The sequence below is a fragment of the Taibaiella soli genome, from assembly GCF_003236175.1.
GTDB lineage: Bacteria > Bacteroidota > Bacteroidia > Chitinophagales > Chitinophagaceae > QKTW01.
This window is the reverse complement of sequence record NZ_QKTW01000010.1, coordinates 141,094-166,661: the sequence shown is the minus strand read 5'-3', so window position 1 is coordinate 166,661 and position 25,568 is coordinate 141,094. Positions and strand designations below refer to the sequence as shown.

Here is a 25,568-nt window from a genome sequence, read left to right as displayed (position 1 = left end):
AATCTAAAGGACCGTATTTTTTATGCTCATAGTATAAAGCTCTCTTGTGCTACTATGAAAGCAATACAGGTTCGCTTTTTTTTGCTAACAAAAATTGAGGATTTAGTACAAACATCAGATGATTTCCGCCGCAGCAAAAATAAATATATGAGAAATGTTTTTTGCTATTACAAATTGTCATTTTCTCTCCATGATGCTATGGTTAAGTCTTTTATTTGTTCAATAGAAAAGATGAACCGTTTGGGGTTTTCTAAACTTTAACGAATCGTTTGCAAAATTTAAATAATGGTTTTTCCTTTGTGCCCGAATTCTGGTTTGGGAGAGAAATCAAAATTCGCCAAAAACTCTATCGGCATTTTCATCCCCCCGAGATGCCCGTTATTTCGTATAAACACCAGTATTAGTTGACCCCGATAAATGGGAAGAAGATAATCATGTTGTCTGCAGATTGACTGCAGGCTCAGGGACTATTTTGCTTCACGATTTAAGAACTTCTGTGACCCAGATGAACCGAATTATAAGCCTACGGCTGCCCTTATTGATTCTTTGTTTGCTTGCGCTTGCATCTTCCGCCGTGTATGGACAGGAAGAAGCGACAGAAGTGTATTATGGCAAACGCTATCTCGACCTGAACATCCGTTCGCTGGATAAATACAGCAAGCGGCTGGCACGTCAGCAAGATCATTTATTGCGCCAGCTGAAGAAAAAAGAAACAAAACTGCAGCATCAGCTGCGTCATTCCGATTCTGCCGCATGTGCACGTCTGAAAAATCAGCCCCTTAGTTATGACTCTATCAGCAGACTGGCAAACGCAGACTCTAACGCAGCTGTTGCAAAGATGGGCAGGCGGCGCAATGCCGTTTTCGACAGCCTGAAGGGCGTTGTCAATTTTGTACAAACCAAATCTTCCATGCTTCCTGAAGGCGCTGCCAGTACAGCGTCATACAGTACCGAACTGCAATCCCTGCAGCAAAAAATCAGTTATCGTGATTATCTCAACGAACTAATCGCACAACGAACCAATAATCTGAAATCGATTGTTGGGAACAATGATCTTTCCTCATTTGCCGGTATTCAGAAGGATGTTTTCTACGGCAAAGCCAGAATGAACACCTGGAAACAGGTTGCCGAAGATCCTTCCAAGCTTGAAGAAAAAGCCCTTGAGTATTTGCAAGGTTCAGAAGGCTTCGATAAGACGATTTCGCAGAGCACGGCCGTTGGTGGAATGCAGGCGGGCATGAATGCGTCTGATCTTGAAAAGATGGGGTATCAGACCAAAGACCAGCTCAACAAAGCGTTGCAGCAGAAATTTGGCAACAATATCGGACAAGTGCAAAATATGATGGGCGGTCAGGTAGCTGATTGGCAAAACAAGGCCCATGATGTCACTGCAAAGGTTAAAGATGCGAAGCAGCAAGTTGCAGATACGAAAGGTCAATTGACATCCGTCAAATCTCAAATCAAAGCGCCTTCGGTTCCGCTCAACAAAAATCCGATGCGCGGTCTCCCGTTCTGGAAGCGCCTGGAAAAACAATACAACTGGCAAACCACCCGTGCTACACCTGCCGGCGAACCTGCAATGATACAGGGCGCAGTGATGGTTGGCTACCGGCAAACGCCGAAGTTTAGTTACGGTATCGGTACCGCATTAAACATTGGCATGGGCCAGGATTGGAACCATATCAAGTTCAGCTTTCAGGGACTATCGCTCAGAAGTTATCTCCAATACAAATTCATTTACGGAATTGGTGCGTACGGCGGTTATGAGCGTACGTATAAAGAGTCAGCGTTTGTCGGTAACCCAACAGATCTCCCCTCCTTTGGAGGGGCTGGGGGAGGCCATAATACCACCAACTATAACGAGTCGATACTCCTCGGCCTTACCAAAAGCTATAAACTCAACAGCAAATGGAACGGGCAGATACAAGTGATGTATGATGTGTGGTGGAAGGAGAAAGGGATGAATAGTCCGATTGTTTTACGATTTGCAACTACTAACTAAATAAGTAACTAACTAACTAACTAACTAACTAAATAAATAAAATAGAAAAACAAAAAATGAAACTAAAACTCTTATTCGCCGGTTTAGGTCTCGTCAGCAGTGCTGTATTATATGCGCAGAACGCTCCTGGACCTGATGCGGCTCAGTTGCCGAGCACTTCCATACAGGGGAATGCATCCTCAAGGAATGGCGGAAGTATGGATTTGTTTACAGGGATAAACAATGTAAATATTCCTATCTATGATTACTCATTAGACGGTCTTGATCTCGGTGTGTCTGTTAGTTATTGCACTCAAGGTATTAAGGTGGATCAAATTGCTTCGACAATTGGACTTGGCTGGTCACTTAATGCAAACAGTTATATCACCAGGGAGGTACATGGGATCGAAGATGAGATGACTATCAGGGCAGTCAATAACAATGCACCTAATAACGCAATCATGGCAGTGCCGGAGCAGCGCGGATCATGGGTGTCGCTGCCTGTTCCTACGCCATATTATATGCAAAAGGAATCATACCAGAATGATGTTTTTACGGCAGTCCTTGCTGGTAGGGTGTTAACGTTTACTATTCAAAAAGATTTGGCAACCGGACAATGTCAGGTCGCGATTTCTCCAAAATGTGAGGTGCAAATAAAAATGGTATTGGATGGTAACGACGTTAATTGTAATTCTTTAGATACTGCCGTCGCCCAAAATATGAACCAGCATGTTTTAACATTCGAGATTACAGATGAACAGGGTAACGTGTTTTATTTCGAACGAGGGGATCATAGTAGCAAGGATTATAAGGTGCCGGGGTTGTTAGATCAGTTTACTTATGAAAGTGTTGATTCTTGGAGATTAAATAAAATTGTTACCTACACAGGGGCTATTGTTAGGTATTATTACACAGAGATATCACATGTATATCCATATTATAAACATTGTGAGGTACGGGAAACATATCCTTATACAACGTCTTCTATATTTAATGACTCGGTTAAGAATAGCGCAAACCCTATACACAATCCCCCTACAGGTGACATCTCTATGGACACAACGACTCAATATTGGGTGGGCGTTATGTCTCATATTAGTAGGATTGAGTACCCCAACGGAACTATTGTAAACTTTAATATGGAGACCGATCCGAATAAATTACGATGCGATCTTACCTCAGGTCCCTACGTGCTTAATTCGATTTCTATTTCCAGTAAATTGGATAACAATATTTCTAATTCTTTTAAGTACGTATTCAATCATTACTATTCACATGCGCCACATCCCAATAATACAGCTACTTCAATAGCATATGGTACTTCTTGCAACTCGATTTACAATTCGTATAACGAAGGATCATTTGGGACCTATGAAATGCAGACGCGTCTTCGTCTTTGTCTGCAAAGCATTACCAAGGTTGGTTATGATGGGGTGACAGTAGAACCTTATTATTCGTTTCAGTATAATGCTACGCCGTTGCCCCCCCGATTATCGCCGCAACAAGATTATTATGGGTTTTACAATAACGCTGTTTCCTGGCCATTAAGTTACACTACCAACAATGGCCAAAACTTTTTTAATATTCCTAATGTCGCCGTAGCGCTGCATGCAGTCAGTATTCAAACTGCTTCCGGCAAGAATTATTCAGGTATGTACGGAATTGATAAATCGCCCAACTTTACTTACACGCAAGCTGGTGTTTTGACAAAAGTGACAAACGCAATGGGCGGGAGTCAGGAATTTTATTACGGCATTACCCCTTTGGATAATTTTGACTGGACGGGCTATCCACTTTTTTCACATTTAGAAGCTGCTGGCGGTTTTGATGGATTAATCGTTGATTCAGTCATCACCAAGGATGGTTACAATAATTCTAATGATGTCACGACCGTATATACATATTCTTCTGGGCAAAGATTATTAAAAGGGGGACATACGTGGTATCCGACGATAGTTAACGGTGCTCCCGGAGATCCGCCACCTTTAACTATCTACGAAAAGATATATTCTAATAAGTTTGTTGCGCCGCAAGATTGCTTTAGAGGTTCTAATCACGGCTATTCTGTTGTGCAGGAAAGCACTTATGGTTTTGGACATGCTTTGTTAGGGAAAATAGAATATGATTTTTCTAACGTAATCAGTTTGGATGATCCTTCAATGGGGAATGTCAAAAAAATTGTTCCCAAGGGAAATGATGGCCAGTATAACAACGATGTGTTTTATTATAGAGAACCTGCAAGTGTTTGTAAAACGAAGATCGGAATGTTGCTGGGGAAGAAGGTTTACGATAATACAAATAACGTTGTGGGTAGTACTGTTAACACATATAGTTATGTAGTTAGCAATCCAAATCCAATACCCGGTCAATATTACGCTGATATCAATCATTCGACAGTATCAATTTCGTACGATTATTTTTATGATGACATCGCAAATCTTACGCAAACAGTACAGACAAAATATTATCCAAATGGAAGTATCCAGGACGTGCAATCGTTTGCTTACGATGGGCGGGATAATTTACTATCCGCAACTTCTACCGACAGTAGAGGCTTGCAAAAAAGCACTCTAAATACCTATAGCTACGGAGTTAATAATCAGTTTCTGATTGGTCAGCAAAATACACGTGTATTAGGCGATGGTATTAACTATATAGTTGGGTATACCATTTCAACCGAGCCGGGATGGCATTCTGGCCCTAATGATTTGGCAACATGGAAGACGGAACATCCCCTTTCTGCAGGTGCCGGATATTCTCCAACTGCAACTATTGACAAGCATTATACTTACGACGACAATACCAATGTAATTGAAACAAGTTACGAAAACGGGAAGAGATATAGTGCGTCCATATGGGATAGCAGAATAGGACAAAAAGTGGCTAGTGTTGACAATGCGCGCTTTTCTCAGATAGCCTATACCAGCTTTGAAGGACAAGTTGCGGCAAGTGGTGTGCAGGATGCCAATAAAGGTAATTGGGAATACGATCCATCTAAAATTTTTTATGGGACATCGGCAACGCCTTCTGTTACGGGACGTTGTCATTATAAGCTCGGCAACTCTTCTATATCCTCGGTGAATCAGTTAGAATATGGTCAAGACTATGTTGTTTCCCTTTGGGCGAATACCACGCCTAAATATTATCAAAATGGGCAATTGATGTCGTTCCCGCCTAGTACTGCGTCAGTTGGATTTCCTGGTTCTTGGGCTTTATATTCTGTGATAGTCACCGGTACCGGAAATCCTTTTGTATTAACCTCGTCATCGATCCTTACAAAAATAGATGAATTGCGTATGTACCCCGTTGGTGCATCTATGGCAACTACGACTTATGAGCCGATGATTGGACCAAGCAGTCAGTGCGACGCACGCAACAACATCCTTTACTTTGAATACGACGCGATGGGCCGCCAGACAACCGTTAAGGATATTGACAAAAACATCATTAAATACAGTAAAACGGTAGTGCAAGGTCAGGACAACTAAACTCTAAAAATCAGAAAGATGAAACAAATAAAATCAATTATAGCGCTATTCACACTTTGTGCATTGCATCAGGTAGGGTATAGCCAATATCAGCTGTTTCCAACAAATGGTAATGCGCCGGACGGGAAAACTAGCCCATCAGTCCATCAATCTACTTTTGTAACGCTTCCTAATCCTTATAATGCCAATGGGAACACATCGCCAAATAGTTTCAATTATGTCAGAACATGGGCGATGACACAACCGCTGACAGATGAATCTCAGCTTGGACTAAATTCTCAGAATAGCGCGAGTATTCAGACTTCGTATCTGAATGGGTGGGGGAATGTGCTTCAGAAAACAGAGCGATGTGCCAATGCAAGTTTTGACCTGGTTGCGCCTGTCGATAACCGTGCGACAAACAATCCTGTCCAGTATTTACCTTATGCGGTTTCGACAAAGAATGTTGGGCCGGCTCATTTTCAGATGCAACCATTTGCCGATCAGGAAAACTATTACCTCGGGTTATATCCTGCAGAACAAAAAACTGCATACAGCCGATCGTCGACTACTGGATTTGATAGGAAGACATATGCTCCGGGTGTGTCACTCACCGGAAATGATAGAGGTGCAGATCAATCTATTCAAACTTATCCAAACGGAGATATCCGTTTTTGGGGGGTAGCTGCGGATTTATATGCGTCGCCCTATTTTGACTATTATACAAATGCTACCTATGGCCCTAATACGTTAACTCAAAAAACGACGGTAAATGCTGAAGGAATTTACACTGAAGAGTTTTATGACAAAGATAATTTACTTGTTTGCAAGAAGACGTATGGTGGCGGCACGCTGGATTTTCTTTGGACGTATTATGTCTATAATAGCTTCGGGAAGTTAGTTTGCGTCATTCCCCCTAGGGCCGTAGACCTTGCCTCAGCCAACGGCTGGGCACTTACGCCCGAAATACTTTCCGGGCTTTGCTATACCTATACATATAATGAATACGGGCAGGTTTGTAAGACGACTACACCAGGAAAAACAAATCCGGAATATATTGTCTATGATGCCAAACACCGGCCAGTGCTAAAACAGACGTCGACAATGGCTGCAGACAACAAGTGGGCGTTTACGATTTATGATCATAAAGGACGGATTGCAATGACGGGGATTACCGATGCAGCATATGACTATGACGGCTGGAATCAGATTTTGCAGGGTATTACGGGGACGTATGGAAACAGTGTAGAACATTATATTATTGCTGAGTTTGATCCCGTCGATTATCAAACGATGCTTAATAATTCTCTTTCTGATGGAACAGTCTATGAGATCTACTATTATGATCAATACGATCTTCATCCGGATATTAGCGGCAGATCCTTTGTCGGCTACGGACCGGACTATTTAAATTTTGCAGGTACTATTCAGCCTCAGGTTTCCAATAATGTAAATGGGTTACTTACCGGCAAAAGGACATTTATTGAAAATAGTCCTTATTCCAGAAGCTGGGTTAATACCGTCTATTTCTATGACCGTTTTGGCCGGGTAATCGAAACACAAACCCAAAACCCTTTCGCGGACAATACTAACGGTTTCTGGGATAATACGGCTTTGCAATATGATTTTGCCGGCAGAACCATTTTATCCATCAGTGATCATCAGGGATGGTCCGGTGCTAACAAGAACGGGACAAAAATAATGACCAAATTTATTTATGATGGTACACTGAATAGGCTTACGACTGTAGCTCAAAAAATAGACGCTGGTGGTTGGCTGAATCTATCGCAAGATGTATTTGACGGATTGGGACGACTTTCGGTACATACTATGGGTGAAGTAGAAGAGCAACGGTTCGATTATAACATCAGAGGACAGTTGACCGGGATTAATAAAGATTATGTTTTCAACCCCGTTTGTCAGGGTAACGGCATGATGAATTTCGGCATGACGCTAAGTTATGACTACGGTTTTTCAAGGCCACGTAACGACGGTAGTATCGCTGGTTTCGTATGGCGTGGCGCAGGCGCTCAGTCAAGTCCTAAATCCTACGGTTATAACTATGATCCGGCTGGACAATTGAATTCAGCAGATTTTAATCAGTTTATTACATCGGTAAATGGAATCGGGTATCAGGCCTGGACAAATTACTATCAAGACTATTCCGTATCAAATGTTACGTATGATGCCAATGGCAATATGCTTACCATGAATCAAAAAGGCGTTGCAAATAACCAGAACACGGATATTGATAACCTTCAGTATAGTTATGATCATACCAGTAATCAACTTACTAAAGTAACAGACGGCATCACGGCGAATTATGGCCTTGGAGATTTTCAGGATGGGTTTAACAGCGGTTATATTCCCGATTATAACTATGACGCGAATGGCAACATGGTGACGGATCGGAATAAAGGGATCGATTATATTACTTACAATTATTTTAACCTGCCGACCTCGGTCAATTCCCAAAAAGGTACCATCGATAATGTATATGCTTCTGATGGTACATTACTTGAAAAACGCATTTATGATAACAATACAGGGCAGACTGACAACTACCGGTATTGGGGCAATTTTGTGTACAGAAACGATAGCCTTTTGTATGCGCTTAATCAGGAGGGGCGGGCACGATGGATGCCGGACAGCAACATGTTTAAAAATGATGTTTTTGTAAGGGATCACCTCGGTAACGTTAGAAGCACAGTTACCGTTGATTATGGGAGTATGTTAAATTATTTGAACACGAATGAAATTGCTGTGGCATTCAGAGAGGCTCAATTCTTCGACGGTATTGCTCCGACACGTGATGACAATCCACTAACCAACAACCTGAATGATCTGAAGTGTACGCGACTGAATGGATCTGATCCGGCAAGACGCATAGGCCCTTCTTTTTTGACGAAAGTAATGTCTGGCGACGAGTTTGATATTTCCTGTAATAGTTTTTATGAGGAAGGGAATGGGAACGATAACGTAGCAGCAGATGCAGGTAGTATGATGCAAAGTATTATTGGTACTTTATCTGGTGGAATGGGCGCTAATTTTACAAGTGGAGAAGGTGTAAACCCGGGTGATTTTGCAACCCGCCTATTCACACCGGACAATTATATGAATGTTTATGATGCGCTAAAGGAACAGGCAACAGACCCCGCATTACCGCGCGCTTATCTTAACTATGTTGTCTTTGACGAAAATATGCAGATCGTTCAGGAAGAGAGCGGTGCTATTCAGATTGGTGCTGGTGGTAGTAGCTGGCGGACACTTGGAACTCCAAACAGCATTAAAATTGGCATAAACGGATATCTGGCAGTTTATGTAAGTAATGAACAGTTCCGCGATGTCTATTTTGATAATCTTTATGTACAATACAAACGTGGCAGATTGTTGCAGGAACAACAATACTACCCGCATGGCTTAGCTGTAGATATGGGATCAAACACACCTCTGGAAAATAAATTTCAATATCAGAGTAATGAGAAACATGATGAACTCGGTATTGGGCTGAGCGATTTCCATGCGCGCCAGTACGATGCGCAATTGGGCCGGTTCTGGAGTATTGATCCGGTAAATCAATTTTCAAGTGGTTATATTGGTATGGGTAATAATCCTGCTAACTTGGTGGACCCAATGGGGACGCAAACCAACGGCGCGGGCACTGGTGGCAGTGATATACATGGTATCAAGTATAATTCTATAGATTTTGATTGGATGGACGGTATACCACATAATGGATTTGCTGTCGCATGGGGGGCAGGTTCCGGTGGCGGAACAATATTTGATCGTGATGCGGATATCGGAACACTTGGAGCTGTTGGGCAAGTCGAATATACTCCCGGGCAGGGAATTACGGACGTACATAATCTGGCAAATTTGCCTAATGGCTTTATTTGGTCGAGTGCCCATCAAAGTTTTGGGTATTACAGCCGAGCCACCGAAAAAGGGGCATTCACAGATTATACGTACAATGGATATAAAAATTCGTTGCCCGGAGCAAACTCTTTGGCCATCGCAGATATTTGGCATGGTGTTCCGTTTCAGTCTGGTTTAGATGGAATGGTTAACGGTCGTGTTGGCTTCACTCCTGTTGGCATTGATTTTGACCTAGGTGGAATGACTACGACTAACAAATTCAAATATCAGGATGTTAAATCTGTTCCTGATGTTTTAGGTAACCAGTTTACAATGTCATCTTTTAGGGGAAAAACAACCGGAATGTCTGGTAGATTAGTCAATATTGATCACTCTTCGATGGATTTGGGAAGGGAGGCTACTACAATTACTTTATTTGGAGTGGTGTCAATTGGGCATTTTGCAGATGATTCTTGGGGAGCTGGGCTTGGAGCATTTGGATTTGAAGCTCATGGGGGACTTGGGTTAGGGAATGGATTCGGTTCAATTAATGTCGGTAGTAGCTACACAGATCATAAAGGATCAGTATCAGGTAGTGACTATGGATATAACATTGGAGCAGGGACATTTTTGTTACTTACGATTCCAGCAATCCCGGTAGTATTTGCGTTTTAAATAATTTTGTAAAATTAGCTTATGAAAAATAATAAACCGCCATATCTGATCGGCATACTTTGTTTATTTCCAATAATTGGCTTTTTTGTAGGAGTAGCCATGCTTTTACTAGGCATATTTAAATACAGAAACAAGCTCTTTGCATTTATTGGATTGGGAGGAATTTTAATCTCAGTAACAGTTTGTGGAGCGATGTTCTATTACCAAAAATATGGGGAAAAAACAACAATTGCCTTTAGTGCACTTTCTCAGGATGAGTTAAATAAATTGGCAAATACTATTGAGGTATATAAGTTAAAAGAAAGGAAGTACCCTGATAGCCTAGCTCAATTAGATGACATGGACCCATCAGTTGATTATTATGATCCTTTACTGGTGCGCAAAATGGATAATGATATCAATACAGCGTACCAATATCAAAACATGGTAGATTCATACAAAGTTTTTTCTGTTGGCGTTGACGGAGTAGCAAATACCAAAGATGATATTTATCCAACTGTTTTGAGTAGTGCGACTTTGAAATATGGCTTTGTAAAAAAGCAAAATTAATCTTAAGAAATCTTGCCAAAACTGCCGGCGTGATCAGAAGTTGAATACATGAGTGTTCAACTTCTGATGCCGGTAATTATTTTAAATTATTTGAACTATGGAAAAAAAATCGAATGAAAGGCCACCTTATATTTTGGGTTTGCTTTGCTTGATTCCATTAGTTGGTTTATTGGTGGGCGCTGCATTGATTTTTTACAGCATCTTTAAATATCACGATAAAAAACTAACATTAATTGGAGTTTCAGGTGTAATTGTTACAGTAGTGTTCTATTCAATGTTGTCATACGATTTAAAATATGGAAAGGGATCTGCAGAGGCATTTGGTTCTATGTCGCAAACAAAACTAAATTCTCTCGTCAATGTAATAGAGCTATACAAAATCAAAGAAGGGCAATACCCGGATAGTTTAGCCCAGTTGAAAGCGGTTGATTCAAGCGTAAGTTATCATGATCCGCTAGTAGGTCGTAGAATGGGTAAGAGCGTTAAGGCTCGTTACCAATATCAAAAATTACCAGAAGGCTATAAAGTGTTTTCTGCGGGCGAAGATTGCTTGCCAAATACAAAGGATGATATTTATCCTACAGTTTTAAGTACAGGAAACTTAAAATATGGTTTTGTAAAAAAGCAATAGAATTTAAGAACCCGAGCTGCTTTTTTATTACGCTTGAAAACTGCTATGAAATACACTTATAAAATGCCCCTAGGGTTAAAAATTTTAGCATTAATCATCGTCATTGCCGCTGCTATTTGGACTGGGATTATTTCGCTTCTTAGGGACGGTAAAAATCGAAATGATTTTTATATTAAGAGTTTTACTTCGTTAGTCTTAACTGCCTCATCAACAGATGGTGGAAGATTTACCACTCATGAATTGACTAATGGTTTGAAAATTGATTTTTTTCAGTCGGCAAGAAATCAATTGGAAGTTGGCGATTCCGTTCAAAAGGACGACAATACGTTCAAATATAATGTCTATAGGAGAGATATAGTTGGCGAATATCAATTCCTTGGTGTTTTTGACTACACGAAATTTACTAATCGAAAAATGAAAGCGATATTCAAAGGGAACAAGTTGCTGGTAGTTTTACTGCTGGCATCCTGTAATGTCAATGCTACTTACGAAGATCGTGAGGAAGATAAAATGGAAGTGGAAGCTGTAGCCGATTCTTTTTATAATCGGCTGGAGCAGGGTGATCATACAGGCTCTTACAGTTTTTATACCAAGAAATTTTTAGAAGTAACTGATACATCGAAAATAAGAGCCTTATACAAAAATATAGAAGGTATGTGCGGAATAATTACTAGCTACAAACTTTTGGATTGGAAAACTCTGATTGTAAAAGGCACAAACTCTAAGTCGGAATATTATTTGCAGTATGAAGCCATACGAAGCCACTGTAAAACACTGGAAACCTTAACTTTTAAGAAAGAAGATGGCCGTATTCGTATTACCACATGTGATATAAAAATGCCGTAGCTAGTTTCTAGAATAACAATTGTTCAGCAAAGGGTCTGACGCTGTTGCAGTAGCGGCCGGTATAACTAAACCTTAAAATGAAAAAAATTATAATTGCAGTTTTATCCGTACTAGCCGGAGTTGCTATCATTATCGGACTGGCAAAAGTTTTCTCGCCCGGTAGTTATGCCAATACAGAGGATTTTCATTTCTCCATGGAAAAAGACAGTTTGATAGGTTGTATAGAAATGGTAAAGAATGAAAGGCATTATGTCCCACCAGAAGATCTACAACTAAATGATGGGTATGGTAAATCCCCGGATTATTGGTATCATATATATATGTTTGTAGACGGTGTAATTTTTCATTTAGGTATTGCCAGGATTTATGGTGAGGACAAAACTACTTTGGCACTTATGAATATTAAAGATTTGCAAAAGGATGCTTCCAAATGGTATCGAATGGATGAATTGGACCGAGCAGACAGAAAGCAGATTATGGATCTGTATCGCCATCATATACTGGATAACTTGCATGTGCTGTATGATTAAGATAATGTTGAAATCATACAAAAGATTCTGTAGCGTCTGTCTTATTTGATGAATTCGGATGCCCCTTCAGTTTGCGTTGGAATTTTGTTCGTATTTGAATTCCCTTTAAGTGCGCATAAGTGTATCGTGGAGCAGTATCATCCCACAACACACCAACCAGAAATTATCCCAGCATTGTTGAAGTAAAATCCAAAATTTAATAGAATATAAAACAGTGAATAGAAAAACAGGAATAATACTTGTTGTAACTGCATTTGTTGCAGTGGTATTTTTTATAAGTGTTAAGACAATCAGGATGGCACGGGTCTTTAAAAGTGAAAAATGGGGTTTTTCTTATACTATTCCGCAGGAATATTTAGCTCTAATCAAAGAGGAGGACGTACGTAATGTAGCATCTGCTTTTTCATTTAGCAGTAATGTGAGGGATACTATCTCGCGAATGTATTTAAGATCAAACACCGAGGTGATTATCTATAAAATGGGACGGGTGTCGAACGAATCATTAAAACAACGTGTTAGTTTTCTCGAAGAGAGCCATAAGACCTCGAATTTAAAAGTTTATGGCAATGCGGCAACGGATAAATACGATTTGTATTATTTGGAGGGGAAGCCAGACTCAATTACTCGGTTGCGGTTAACAGTATTTGGCGACTCATTAAAAGAAGAAGTTGTCACTGATAGTTTGCTTAGTTTTTATTTTAAGTTTCAAAATTTTTCCATCTCTAACGATATTAATGGACGTATTGATCTTATCGGAGAAGTAAAGAGAAATGGAAGTGCAGATGAGATGGAACCAGCTACGTTGCTTTTTTTTAAAAAGAATGGCAATTTATATTTACTGATTTCCAGCAGGCGAAAAAATATAAAAGCTTACGATCAAAATCTTTTGAAGCAAGTGATTGAAAAGAGTTAATTCATGAAAAAAAAGCGGTTAATCCCGAAGTTTATATTGGTATTGGTCATTTTTTTAATTCCGTGTCTGCTATTATCTAGCAAGGTATTCGGCTTATGTGAAGGTGATTCACTTAGAATTACTGTTTTTGATTCTCGGACTGGAAGACCTTGGCCTAATGCTTTGATCCAATTTGAGAAAACTCGTGTAATAGGGATAACTGATTCTTTAGGCAGAGCAATTATTGAATGGAAATACTTTGAAAAAAGTATAAATATAAATGTGAAAGCGACATGTCATAAGCATAAACATATTCATCTAAAGCATGGGATTGGAAATATAGAGATATACCTGAGGTGGCGGGATTGTTATATTGACGATGACGATGAAATTTAGTTCGCTCTTGGTCATTGTGGTGCTCGAAAATCAAATTAGGAAAGTAAAAAATGAATATCCGATGAATGGAAGGCTCGATCTACAGATCACTGATCTCAATCCATTTTTAGCTTCTAACTTTTAAACAAATGAACATAGTTTTAAAAAAGAAAACATAACCGGAATAACACAAATGCAATGATGAACCTACTTACAGCAGTTTTATTGTTATTAGCTTTCGACTGTCATGCGAAAGGTGGTGCATGCAAGGCACGTGTAATTGACAATAAAAAAATTGAAGTGACCACGTTGGAGCAAAAATATCACAGAGAGGGGGCCCAAACGCAATATGCGGAGCAGCGCGAAACTATTGTCATCAAAGATTATACGAAGGAATATCTTCTAAGTGTGTTTAGTCCCAGATTTGATAGTGGCACAATAAAGGTCGCAGATAGTAGCTATTCAATAAATGCCGGGACCAACACTGTTATGCTGTACCGTCATAAGATCAAGGGCGTTCCTGCCTGGTTCGTCGTTATTTTAGACGGCGATTGTAAATGGCTGACTTACCTTGATCAAAAGGATATTTCTTCCTTTACGGAAACAATAGGCAACATAACTTTTTCAAAAGACTAAATTGAAAGATAGGAATGGAAATCGCCTGGGTTTCGCAGATCGTTTTTTATGCGTAGAAGGAAGACGCAGGCTATGGTGCGACCTTCTAAAACTGCCTAACGGTGCTAGCTCGCCGGTTTCAAACGGACTTAATCAAGTAGACAAAAAGACGTTTGGAGAGATTGAACGAAACCTTCCAACGCCATAACAATGAAAGAAAAAATATTAATGCTCTTGTGGTTCTTTCTGCCGGCTGGCGTGTTTGCTCAGCAATTCCCTCCAGTATTAGACGATTTGGAAAATTGTACGCTCAATGAATTTTTATCACATTTCAAGACAACGGAAATTGCCATAGATTCATTGGTTCAGGTAGCGCTGAATGATACGATCGAAGGTCGGATGGTTTGGTATCATGAATATGCTACGGGCACGCCCTGGAAGTATAGGGGTTATCAGCAAACTGATCGATATGTAGCATCTCAGAAATTTAAAGCCTATTACTGGATACTCAGAACTTGTCAGGGGCGCATAGATGATGTTTATGATGATAGTGTTGCCATATTCTTGGGAAAAGATCGGCAAAAGATTTTCGACTATGAAATGCTAAATTATAAGCAACGTGCAGAAGATCTAGAGAAGATATTGGCCGGTAAAAAAAGACGTTTAGGTAAAGAAGCGTATGTTACGACTAATGATATTGGGGTGACAATGTTACAAAAACAAATATCGGACTGGAATCGGGAGCTAAAAATGAAAGGATTGAGCTATCTGCTAGAAAATAATATTTTGCCATTTGATCGACAGCAGTACAGAATGGAGAAAAAGCTTACTGTCGCAGATTTTTACGAATAGTAGACTCAGGAACATGGCCGTTTCATAACGACAGCCTGATATCGATGCAACAGTTTGGACCATCAATGATGCTGCTTTTAGCAAATTATCTGATCAAGCGGCAGATTACATCAGACCGGTTAGTTTTAGCCTGCAATTATCCACCTTTTGTTATTTTGTATCGTTTCGCAAAAATTAAAGATTGAGTTTTAAGACAAGCAATGTGCTAAAAGTTTATGCGATAGCTGTTATTACAACAGCTATCGCTTTTACGTCCCATGCTCAAACCTGGGAATCCACCTCCACTGCCAAACAAAAAGCAGCCAAGCAAATCTCCCAAAAGCAATCCGCCATTAAATCCTGGCGCGATCACTTACAGAAATGGGGATTGGATAGCAATTATAATCATGCGCTGGCAGTCGGTGGAAAACTCAATACTGACGGCTGGAGCGGGTTCGCGTATTATCAAAAGCGGGACAATAATACTTCTTGTCATTTCTTTCAACTCAGTTTTTCTGAAATCAAACACGAGAAGCAGGTCAAGCAACAGAAAGGCAATACTGCGTTTCCGGAACTGGGAGCGGCGTCGCCTTATGTGTTTGGGAAGATCAATAATCTGTACACTTTACAACTTGGTTATGGTAAAGAGTATTTACTATTGCCCGGACTCCTGGAAGGTAATATGAGCGTGAGTTTGCGAGTACAGGCAGGTGCGAGTATGGCGATGCTGAAGCCTTATTATCTCAAACTGATTTATGTGAATTATGATAGTGCCGGTCAGCATGCAACGATGCAGGAAGAGAAATACAGCGAACAAAATAAAGAGAAGTTTCTAAACACTAGTTTTATCCTTGGAGCTTCCAACTGGACGAAAAGCCTTAGCGAAATCACTTATGTGCCGGGCGCTTTCGCAGATCTGGGGATTGCTATTGAACCACTCAAAAACAAAAACTTTATCAAAACAATTACGATTGGTGGCAACTTTGCCTTTTACTCCAAGGAACTCGCCATCATGGCGGAGAACAAGGCTTATCCATGGCAGGCGAATTTTTATGTAGGACTTTCAATGGGGAAGAGATGGAAGTGACAAGTCAAAAATCAAAATTCAAAAGTCAAAAAAGGCTCAATGCCGAAAGCTTAAAGTGTAAACCCTTCCCAACACTTGTCACCCTGAGCGGAGTCGAAGGGCGAACGTCAAATGTCAAATGCTCAAATAGGTTGAAGGCTGAAAGCCTTTCCAACGCTTGTCATCCTGAGCGGAGTCGAAGAGCAAAATTCAAAAGTCAAAAAAGACTTAACGCTGAAAGCATAAAGCTTAAAGTGTTCCCAACGCTTGTCACCCTGAGCGGAGTCGAAGGGCTAATTCGCTTTTGTGTTTTAGTGGTTTTGATATTATGTAGTTTTGGGGTCCGTGCCCAGCAAAGCTTTACTTACAACCGTTTTCAGTACCACAAATATCAATGGCAGCAAAGGCTGACCGAAAACCTGCATGTTTATTTCCCGAAGGGCTGTGATAGTTTATGCAGCTATGTGGTTCGTGAATATCCTACTGCTTTGGCGCGGGTGAAAAAGAATATGGGTACGAGTTTGTCGTCAACGCCGAACATCATTATTTATCCGGCTACCGATCAGTTGTATGAGTCGAATGTCGGCGGTTCTGAACTGAAGGATTTAACCTTGCCTACTTTTATCACCAAGGGCAATCGTTTGTTGCTGGCTTATAATGGTAGTTACGAGCAATTAGGGCAAGAACTCAAAGAAGCTATTGCCCGGTCTATCTGGGAGGCGCAATTGAACGGCACAAGCGTAGAGGCACAGGCAACGGGCGCTACGCAAGAAACGGTGCCGCATTGGTTTAAGGAAGGAGCAATCTGTTATATGTCGAACGGCTGGCAGATTAAAGATGAAGATGCTTTGCAAAAAATCTTCCGGCAAAATCAGTTTCACGGCTGGGAAGAAGTCATCAGTAAACATCAGACGATTGCGGGTTTGGCGTTCTGTTATTTCCTGACGGAAAAGTATTTGCCAACGGCTGTGATGCAGACTTATGTGCAATTGCGCAAAAGAAAACCGTTGCCCACAGCAGTTCGGTTGATTACGAAAAGGAGGATTGATAGCCTTTACAGTCAATGCGTCGCCTATTATCAAGCAAGATTTAATGTGCGGAATGTGATGAATGTGGGAAATGTGTTTTTAGACAGTTTGAAACAAAAAAACGCAAACGCAAAAGAGCAAACAATTGCTGTAAAACACGTAAATGGCAGGATTCTTCAAATACTTCCTGACGCTAAAAATGAGTACATCGCTTATGTTTTGTCAACGCCATTTACGCGGACCGTCTATACTTATAATATCAAAACCAAGGCTACCCGAAAACAAATAAATTACAATCTTCCGCCGTGGATCAATGATCATAGCGATAATCTGTATCCGATTATTAGCTGGTCGGCAAATGGAAAGGAGTTGTTGGTGACATTGCCGGAGAAAGGCAAACTAGTCGTAAAACATTATGATCCGAATGGTGGCTTTGTGGATAGAAACACGTTGAATGGCACGGATGGTATCAGTACCATTCAGGAATTAAAAGACAATCAATTTTTGCTTTCCGCCTGGCGGAATGGGGAGAGTGATATTGTATTGTTTAATGATCGCAAGGACAAATACAAGCCACTGACCAATGATACGTATGATGATCGCAGCCCGGCGATAAGTGGAGATGAATTTTATTTTAGTTCCAATCGTCCGGATAGCAATCGGACGAAAAAGCGCAACAATCCAAATGGAAAAGATACGTTGGTGAATGCGCAAGGCATCTACAAACGAATGGACAAAGGCATTTTGCCGGTTCATACAGATACAATACCATACATCCATTATGATCAGCCACAGCTATTGGCAGACGGAAGCTTATTGTATTCAAGTACAGAGAATGGCACGCTGCAGTATTTTATCGAAACCGGAGGCGAGCGGAAAATCATTGCGCAGCCGAAAGACAATTTTTTCATTAATGCTGCCAAACATCAGATGATTACCTGGACAACGACAAAAGATAGCTTATTCATCAATTCAGATTCAATCAGAACGATCAATAGCGAAAATAAAATTGCTCCCTGGCTGGTTGACTACAATGCGCGCGCTGCGGCCAGAGCGAAAGAAGATTCTATACTAAAGGCTGCAAGGGATGATAAGCCTTCATTTTTGGATGGTGTACTCAAAGCAGCGAATCAAGCAAGCGATTCAAAGTCTGATAGTGCAAAGCACAAGGCTAAAGGGCAAAAGAATAAAATAGCAAATGATAGTGCGGCTTCGCCTTATGTATTGCAGCTATACAGTGCTTATTTCTCGGCGCAGGTCAATAACGATTATTATATCAACCGCTATCAGCCATATTTAAACTATCAGGGACAATTTAAGTTCCCTGAAATTGGCGGTATGGCGCAAGGCGGTTTCTCAGACCTGTTCGAAAATCATCATTTTACCGTCGCGTATCGTATACCTGCGGGCACAGAAGGAAGTACGTTTTTCATTCGCTATCGTAATACCAAACGTAAGCTGGACTGGGGTGTTGCTTACTATCGAAATGTGGATGATTTAAAACCCGATCCGAAACGGAATTGGATAGATGAAACCGGTAATCCCTATCCGAATGCCGCCAAGGTGAAAACGCACTATTATGAATTATCGGCGAGCTATCCGCTGAGTTACTACAGCAAATTTGATTTTACAACGGCGCTGCGCGAAGACCGCACGGTGTTCCTGGCAACAGATGAATATAGTTTGACTTATCCGGCTATTAAGAGTCTATGGTCGATTAATGCGTTGAGTTATGAACTGAAGAAATTGCGACCAACGCTGCCGAATCTTTATAAAGGCTTTACAGCAAAAGCCGGCATCGATTTGTTTAAAGGTTTTACACAAGAACAATCCGCGTTAACAGGCTGCACAGCGCAATTCAGCTACCATCAGCCGATCTATAAATACATCACGCTTGTGACTAGATTGCAAGGCGGGTATAGTGGCGGTGATCATAAAGTGTTGTATACATTGGGCGGTGTAGATAATAATGTGGCACCAAAGATTGATAGTAATGTGCACTTCGCTCAGAATGCGCCTTATGCGTTTACTACGTTGGTAACGCCTTTCAGAGGCTATTATCAAAACAGTCTGTACGGTAACGAATATGCGGTATTCAATGCGGATCTGTATTTTCCGGTCTTTCAGACATTGATTCCAATTGAAACACCGTTATCGAGTATTAATAATCTGCAGCTGGGCATCTTCTCTGACATTGCGACCGCTAAAGAAACCTGGAATGATACGAAGCAAGGCTTCAAAACTGCCTATGGTTTAAGCGCACGAACAACATTGGCAGGTTATCCAATCAGCGTACAAGTAGGCTGGCCGGGAACGTTTAGTAAAGAACCGGTTTGGTATCTGGGTTTGAGTTTGAAATAACGGCGTTTGGTTCTTGCAGCGGTGAACGCCAAACAAGGCGAAAAAAATATTGATCATTTCCGGACATTCTTTGTCCTGTTTCCGGGCATTCGTTTGTTATAGTATCGAAACGTTCATCAAGTAAAATGATCAGATATGATAACCGTAAAAGTAACTTACACAGTAAAATCCGAATTCGTTCAGCAGAACCTGGAAAACATCAATGGATTTATGCAGGATTTTAAAGAAATGAAGCATGTTCCGTTTCGCTACAACGTATACTTATTGGAAGACGGAAAAACCTTTCTCCATTTAGCACACTATCAAAATGAAGCGGCGCAAAAACAAATCCTTGCCGTACCCTCGTTTAAATTATTCCAGGAAAGAAGGGACGCAAGCGATATCGGCCATTCGCACAAAGTAGAAATAATGAAAACGGTTGATGTTTCCACCGATATTTTCGGCTAATATTTTGTCGCAATTTTCTTGTTGTTTCCGGTCATTTTCACTAGGCTGTCGCGATTGTTTCCTGCAATTTTCTTGCTTTTTGCTGGCGTGCCAGAACGATATAGGAAATCGCAAAAAGAGAATAACGGATGTAATTGCTTACGAAAAGTATCTGCACGAGTTTGAGCAGAATGTTGTTGTCTTTTTTTACAAAATAGTTAACCACGCCGATGTAGGGTATCGTACAGCCGTAGAAAATCAGCATGCCCAGGCTGAAGTAGAACAGCGGTTGCTTGAAGATGTTATCTCGGCCAATCATGCGGATGAGAATGACTAGGAAAATAATCAGTGCAAAAATCGATCCGAAGAGAAAAGGCATCGTCGGGAATGTCGGGAGTATAAAAAATTTACTCTCGTACGCGTTTTTCACCCAGAGCACTAAAAACAGAGCGATGCTAACGCTTGCCAGCCGCTGGAAAAAATGACTGGGAATTAGTTTCAGGGCACAGAGATAAATGATCGGAATTTCTGCGAGCAGGAAAAGATTCGATATAGAATGGGTAAACCTTGAGTTCGGCGAAATCTCACCAACAATCATGCCGGCATGCTCTAGCAGAAAAATGAACAGCAAGTCAAAAAAGAATAAACGAAAGACAGCATTGTGGTACTTGAAAGTACACAATGCTGTCACAAAAGCAATAGACTCCAATATCAGGAGAAATATCTTGCTGTAGAATATCCAGTTCATTATCCCACTACCGGTTTCTCGCCTTGCGTTGCGGTTAATGCAGTTGGCATAATGTATTGAAGTATCATTGGCGGCTGATTAGTGCCGCAATCGGCTGCGCGCATTTTAAACATAGCACCTATAGGCGCAGGTGAATTGTCTAAAGCGTCATCGCCGTCTATGTTTATAAACATACAAATGGAGTGCGGCCATTCTACATTGCTGTAAGGATTGCCTGGTTGTGGACAATCATATGAAATGCTCGCAAAAACCAGATTGATGGTTGCCGGTGTTGTCGGTAAATTGTCTAGATAAAGCTGGTAAATTTCTTTCAGCCAGTCAAAAGTAACAGACGTTACATAAGTGGTGTGGCTGGTATCTGCGCTTAATGGAAGGTAGGTAGTGTCGAGCGGACGATAATAGAAATTGTCAAAATAATCGTCAGCGTACGTTCCGTCAAACGAAGAAGGGTTAACGCCGTCGTTGCTCAGATCATAACGTACATCACCCGGGGTTATGTTATAAACGTTGTCATTGCCGACTTTCGTTACAGGAGTACCATTCATCACGCCGCCGCCCATGGTCAGAAACCAGGATTGGGCACTGGCATCATAACGGTGAAAGAACTGAAGGACCACGTCTTTTTCGTCACAACCCAGGGCAAAGATGATTTGCTGTACGGCAAAATAGAAATCATCCCATAATACACTAAACTGGCTGCTGAAGTTTGTATCACCAGTACCGGATACATAATAGCGGTTCGCAAAATCTGACTTTGCTGCATTCGTTTGGGAGGCCGTCATGGCCAGAGTCATAGACATGTGTGTTTGTGGTTGGTTTGTATTGTAAAAGTGCAGGATGTTTTCTAGAAAAGCAAACGTGTATAATGTCCCGTGAAAAATACCGGATAGTGCTGCTATTTCTCACGTTGCGGGGGATAATTATTCAACGGACATTTACATTAACCATTCCATCTATATTTTATTGCTGCTGTAAGCCATATCAACATTGCATTTCATTAAACAATCCTTGCGGAAATTGTGAGGATTGTTTCCCTGCTAAAGCATAAAAAAAGCCGTCCCAACAATCGCTGTGGGGACGGCTTTTGGCTATTTTTAAAAATGTATTAAATCAGGTCTTTTAACTTTTCAATGACAGCATCCACCTCTTCTTTCGTGTTTTGTTTAGAGAAAGAAAAACGGATTGGCACCATCGTTTCAGATTTACCGTTGTACAAAGCTTTGATTACGTGGCTTACAGAACTTGCTCCGCTGCTGCAGGCGCTGCCGCCGCTTACGCAGATGCCGGCCATATCCAGATTGAAAAGCAGCATGTCCGTTTTGTCTGTTTTCGGGAATGACACATTTAATACCGTGTACAGGCTACGACCGTTGGTATCACCGTTGCAGCTAACGCCCGCAAATGTGTGCGTCAGTTGTTCTGCCATGTAAGATTTCAGTCCACGGATGTATTCACTATCGTTGTTATAATGTTCTGTAGCCATTTCCAGAGCCTTCGCAAAACCAACGATGCCATAAAGGTTTTCAGTACCGGCACGCATGTTACGTTCCTGTGAACCGCCGTTGATTAATGGTTTGATCTGAATGTTTTCATTTACGTACAGAATGCCAACGCCTTTTGGACCGTGGAATTTATGTCCTGCGCCATTAATAAAATGAACGTAAGTGTTTTTCAGATCAAAAGGGTAGTGACCCACTGTTTGTACCGTATCGCTGTGGAAGATCGCGTCGTATTTTTTACATAGTTCACCTACCGCCTGAATGTCAAGGATATTGCCCACTTCATTGTTGGCATGCATCAGTGTTACCAGCGTTTTTTCCGGACTGTTCGCCAGCAGACTTTCCAGGTCTGCCATATCGATATGGCCTTTATCTGTCAGCTTTACGATGCTGAGGCGTACGATGCCTTTTTTCTCCAGGTTTTCTACCGTATGCAGCGTTGCATGGTGTTCGATCGGAGAAGTGATAATGTGTTTGCAGCCAAGATCATTTACGGACGCATTGATTGCCGTATTGCTGCTTTCTGTACCACCTGAAGTGAAGAAAATTTCACCCGGGTTGCAATTCAGAATGCGTGCTACCGTTTTACGAGCCGCTTCAATTGCCATCTTGCTCTCTCGCCCGTAAGAATAAATGGACGAAGGATTACCAAACTTTTCAGTGAGGAAAGGCATCATGGCTTCCAGTACTTCAGGAGCCAGTGCAGTAGTTGCGGCATTGTCGAAATAAATACGGTGCATTTTAGCGAATTGGTAATTTTTTTAAAGGGTACAAATTTACGTAATACTTAATAAAGTCAAAAGGCAAAATTCAAAATTCAATAGATAGCTAAAAGCCTAACGCTTAATGCCTAAAGCTGCCCGACGTAAAGTTGAAACTCAAAGATTAAATTAAAAATATGTACTGTTCTGTTTTGAAGACTTAAAGCTCAGGGCCTAAAGCTGAGTTTCAAAAAGAAAAAGCTCAAAACACAGTGTCGGGCTTTGTGTTTTGAGCGTTAAAAAATATGCGTGCGTCAAAATGTGAAGTGTTGAGCTTTAGGCGTTAAGCTTTCAGCTTAAAAAGGAGTATCATCATCCGGTGGACGGTTATTTCCCATTTTGAACGGAGCGCCGCCACCCATCGAAGGATCGTCATCGTCCCAATTCATATCGTTTGCTTTAGACTGTAAAGTCTGGAAACCACCGGGGATAAACATTTTAGAACCACCGAAATCACTGGCGTCACGGCTTGGATTCATGCCGGCACGTGGATTGTCTGATTGTGGCATAAAACCACCGTTTCCACCACCACCACCGAAATTATTGCCACCGCCACCAAAGTTTCCGCCGCCACCGCCGAAGTTGCCACCGGCGCCACCGTTAAAGTCGCCGCCACCATTAAAGCCACCGCTGAAATTGTTGAAACCACTGAAGTCATCATCCGGCATGTCAACGAATTTCTGGTATTCTTTAATAAAGCGCACTTTAATGGTGTCGGTTGAACCACTACGGTTTTTAGCTATATGCAGATGGGTTTCACCTTCAATTGGCTGGCCCATTGCATCGTTATTAATGCCGTAATATTCAGGACGGTAGAGGAACATAACCATATCCGCATCCTGCTCGATCGCACCCGATTCACGAAGATCACTCAGCTGTGGTACTTTGGATTCTTTACGCGATTCTACCGCACGACTCAACTGAGACAGCGCGATGATCGGAATTTCCAGTTCTTTAGCCAGTGATTTCAGATCGCGGGAGATTTTACTGATTTCCTGCTCACGGTTACCGCCGCCATTTACGGAGGCCGACATCAGCTGCAGGTAATCGATGATGATCAGCTGGATATCATGTTTTTGCTTCAAACGGCGTGCTTTGGCACGTAATTCGAAGATATTGAGCGCTGCCTGATCATCAAGATAGATCGGGGCAGACGCCAGTTTGTTCATTCTTTGCGTCAGCTGCACAAATTCGTGTTCCTGCATACGACCTTTTGTGATCGCATCCATGCTAACTTCCGTTACCGCTGCAAGCATCCTTTTTACAAGTTCGCCTGCGCCCATCTCAAGGGAGAAGAATGCAATCGGGAAAGGTTTGCTGGCATTCATAGCCGCGTTCATCGCCAGGTTCAGCGTAAATGCTGTTTTACCCACGGCCGGACGTGCTGCCACGATGATCAGTGCGTTTTTCTGCCAACCGGCAGTCAGCTGGTCTAGTTTCGTAAATCCGGTTGGAACGCCGGTTACGTCTTCTTTTTTATTCTTGGCTTCCTCAATTTCATGGATCGTCTGAACCATTACTTCCTTGAGGCTCTTAAAGTTTTTACGGAGGTGTTTGTCCGTGATTTCGTATAAGTTGGATTCCGCTTTATCTAAGAGATCAAATACGTCTGTGCTGTCTTCATAAGCATCAGCGATCACAGAGCCGGAGATGCGGATCAGTTCGCGCTGAATGAATTTTTCCATCACAAGGCGGGCATGCGCTTCGACGTGCGCACTGGAAACCACGCTCATGGTCAGTTTGGTGAGATAATAAGCGCCACCTACAATTTCCAGTTCGTTGCTTTTGCGCAGCTCTTCTGTTACTGTGAGGAGATCTACCGGCATACCTTTATCAAAAAGGCGGCGAACGGCGGCGTATATTTTCTGGTTGGCGTCTACATAAAAGCAATCTTCGCTCTGTATAATTTCCAATACTTCCGCCAGCTTGTCTTTTTCAAGCATGATTGCGCCGAGAACTGCTTCTTCCAGTTCAGGGGCTTGCGGCGGAACTTTGCCATATACTAGGGTGCTGAGATCGGGCTTCGTTTTCCTGGCTGGTCCAAAATCCTTCTTAATGTTTACTGCCATCGTAAATGAACAATCTAATTGTTTGTTAGTAAGTGTCTTCTATAGTTTCAGGTGCAGTGGTAAAAACAGGTTCAAAAAGCGGTCCGTAAAGCATGCTTTCCGCAATGTTAACCCTGTATTAAGGGAAGGTTAACCGAGCGCCGAACGGCTAATGTATAATCGAAAAATCAGAGTGCAAAAAAAACGGAAGTATATAGTTATAATCCATCCATCCACATGTTTTCCCCAAACTTCTTCACGCGAAGATCGGCTTTTATGGGCTATATTCACAATGATGTGGAAATATTGACAGGATTTACACATAGTTATACACAGTTAATGTTGATAACTTCGGCAAACTTGAATTTCATAAAAACGATTCAT

Annotated in this window: 18 protein-coding genes; 14 read left to right on the top strand and 4 right to left on the bottom strand. The window is 41.5% G+C overall.

The genetic code is table 11. The features are described from left to right. The 14 genes from DN068_RS22235 to DN068_RS07030 all read left to right on the top strand — a co-directional run. Positions 1–261, top strand: a 261-nt coding sequence (locus tag DN068_RS22235) for a hypothetical protein (RefSeq protein ID WP_207798867.1), incomplete at its 5' end; no start/stop codon positions are given. 244 nt (positions 262–505) lie between these two features. Beyond that, positions 506–2,002 (top strand): hypothetical protein, encoded by a 1,497-nt coding sequence (locus DN068_RS07095; RefSeq protein ID WP_123985268.1) that lies wholly within the window; start codon positions 506–508, stop codon positions 2,000–2,002. Between the two features lie 56 nt (positions 2,003–2,058). After that, positions 2,059–5,469, top strand: a complete 3,411-nt coding sequence (locus DN068_RS07090; RefSeq protein WP_110998205.1) for a hypothetical protein — start codon at positions 2,059–2,061, stop codon at positions 5,467–5,469. 18 nt (positions 5,470–5,487) lie between these two features. Further along, positions 5,488–9,978 (top strand): RHS repeat protein, encoded by a 4,491-nt coding sequence (locus tag DN068_RS07085; protein WP_110998204.1) that lies wholly within the window; start codon positions 5,488–5,490, stop codon positions 9,976–9,978. Between the two features lie 21 nt (positions 9,979–9,999). Beyond that, positions 10,000–10,527, top strand: a complete 528-nt coding sequence (locus DN068_RS07080; protein WP_110998203.1) for a type II secretion system protein GspG — start codon at positions 10,000–10,002, stop codon at positions 10,525–10,527. Positions 10,528–10,624: 97 nt separating this feature from the next. Beyond that, complete coding sequence (locus DN068_RS07075) at positions 10,625–11,158, top strand: type II secretion system protein GspG (RefSeq protein WP_110998202.1); 534 nt, start codon at positions 10,625–10,627, stop codon at positions 11,156–11,158. 45 nt (positions 11,159–11,203) lie between these two features. Then, positions 11,204–12,004 carry a hypothetical protein gene (locus DN068_RS07070; RefSeq protein ID WP_110998201.1) on the top strand — a complete coding sequence of 267 codons (801 nt, stop codon included), beginning with the start codon at positions 11,204–11,206 and terminating at the stop codon, positions 12,002–12,004. Positions 12,005–12,081: 77 nt separating this feature from the next. Beyond that, positions 12,082–12,534: a hypothetical protein gene (locus DN068_RS07065; RefSeq protein WP_110998200.1), complete on the top strand. Its 453-nt coding sequence runs from the start codon at positions 12,082–12,084 to the stop codon at positions 12,532–12,534. 214 nt (positions 12,535–12,748) lie between these two features. Next, complete coding sequence (locus tag DN068_RS07060; RefSeq protein ID WP_123985267.1) at positions 12,749–13,447, top strand: hypothetical protein; 699 nt, start codon at positions 12,749–12,751, stop codon at positions 13,445–13,447. A gap of 552 nt (positions 13,448–13,999) precedes the next feature. Beyond that, positions 14,000–14,437, top strand: a complete 438-nt coding sequence (locus DN068_RS07050) for a hypothetical protein (RefSeq protein ID WP_110998197.1) — start codon at positions 14,000–14,002, stop codon at positions 14,435–14,437. 189 nt (positions 14,438–14,626) lie between these two features. Then, positions 14,627–15,268 (top strand): hypothetical protein, encoded by a 642-nt coding sequence (locus DN068_RS07045; RefSeq protein ID WP_110998196.1) that lies wholly within the window; start codon positions 14,627–14,629, stop codon positions 15,266–15,268. 181 nt (positions 15,269–15,449) lie between these two features. Next, positions 15,450–16,334 (top strand): hypothetical protein, encoded by an 885-nt coding sequence (locus DN068_RS07040; RefSeq protein ID WP_110998195.1) that lies wholly within the window; start codon positions 15,450–15,452, stop codon positions 16,332–16,334. A gap of 293 nt (positions 16,335–16,627) precedes the next feature. Then, positions 16,628–19,702, top strand: coding sequence for a hypothetical protein (locus DN068_RS07035; RefSeq protein ID WP_110998194.1), 3,075 nt, complete (start codon positions 16,628–16,630; stop codon positions 19,700–19,702). 135 nt (positions 19,703–19,837) lie between these two features. Beyond that, on the top strand, positions 19,838–20,149 hold the full coding sequence (locus DN068_RS07030; RefSeq protein WP_110998193.1) for an antibiotic biosynthesis monooxygenase: 312 nt from the start codon (positions 19,838–19,840) through the stop codon (positions 20,147–20,149). A gap of 40 nt (positions 20,150–20,189) precedes the next feature. Here the strand turns inward: DN068_RS07030 and DN068_RS07025 are convergent, their stop codons facing one another. The 4 genes from DN068_RS07025 to dnaB form a co-directional block, all read right to left on the bottom strand. Further along, entirely contained in the window at positions 20,190–20,876 is a 687-nt protein-coding gene (locus DN068_RS07025) for a hypothetical protein (protein ID WP_110998192.1), read from the bottom strand. Next, positions 20,876–21,676 carry a hypothetical protein gene (locus DN068_RS07020; RefSeq protein ID WP_123985266.1) on the bottom strand — a complete coding sequence of 267 codons (801 nt, stop codon included), beginning with the start codon at positions 21,674–21,676 and terminating at the stop codon, positions 20,876–20,878. Before DN068_RS07020 ends, DN068_RS07025 begins: the two co-directional genes overlap by 1 nt. Before the next feature lie 305 nt (positions 21,677–21,981). Continuing rightward, the gene (locus tag DN068_RS07015) at positions 21,982–23,115 is read right to left on the bottom strand and encodes a cysteine desulfurase family protein (RefSeq protein WP_110998190.1); all 1,134 of its coding nucleotides are present in this window, start codon (positions 23,113–23,115) and stop codon (positions 21,982–21,984) included. Between the two features lie 317 nt (positions 23,116–23,432). Then, positions 23,433–25,205, bottom strand: coding sequence for a replicative DNA helicase (gene dnaB, locus DN068_RS07010; protein WP_110998189.1), 1,773 nt, complete (start codon positions 25,203–25,205; stop codon positions 23,433–23,435). Between the last annotated feature and the right edge of the window lie 363 nt (positions 25,206–25,568).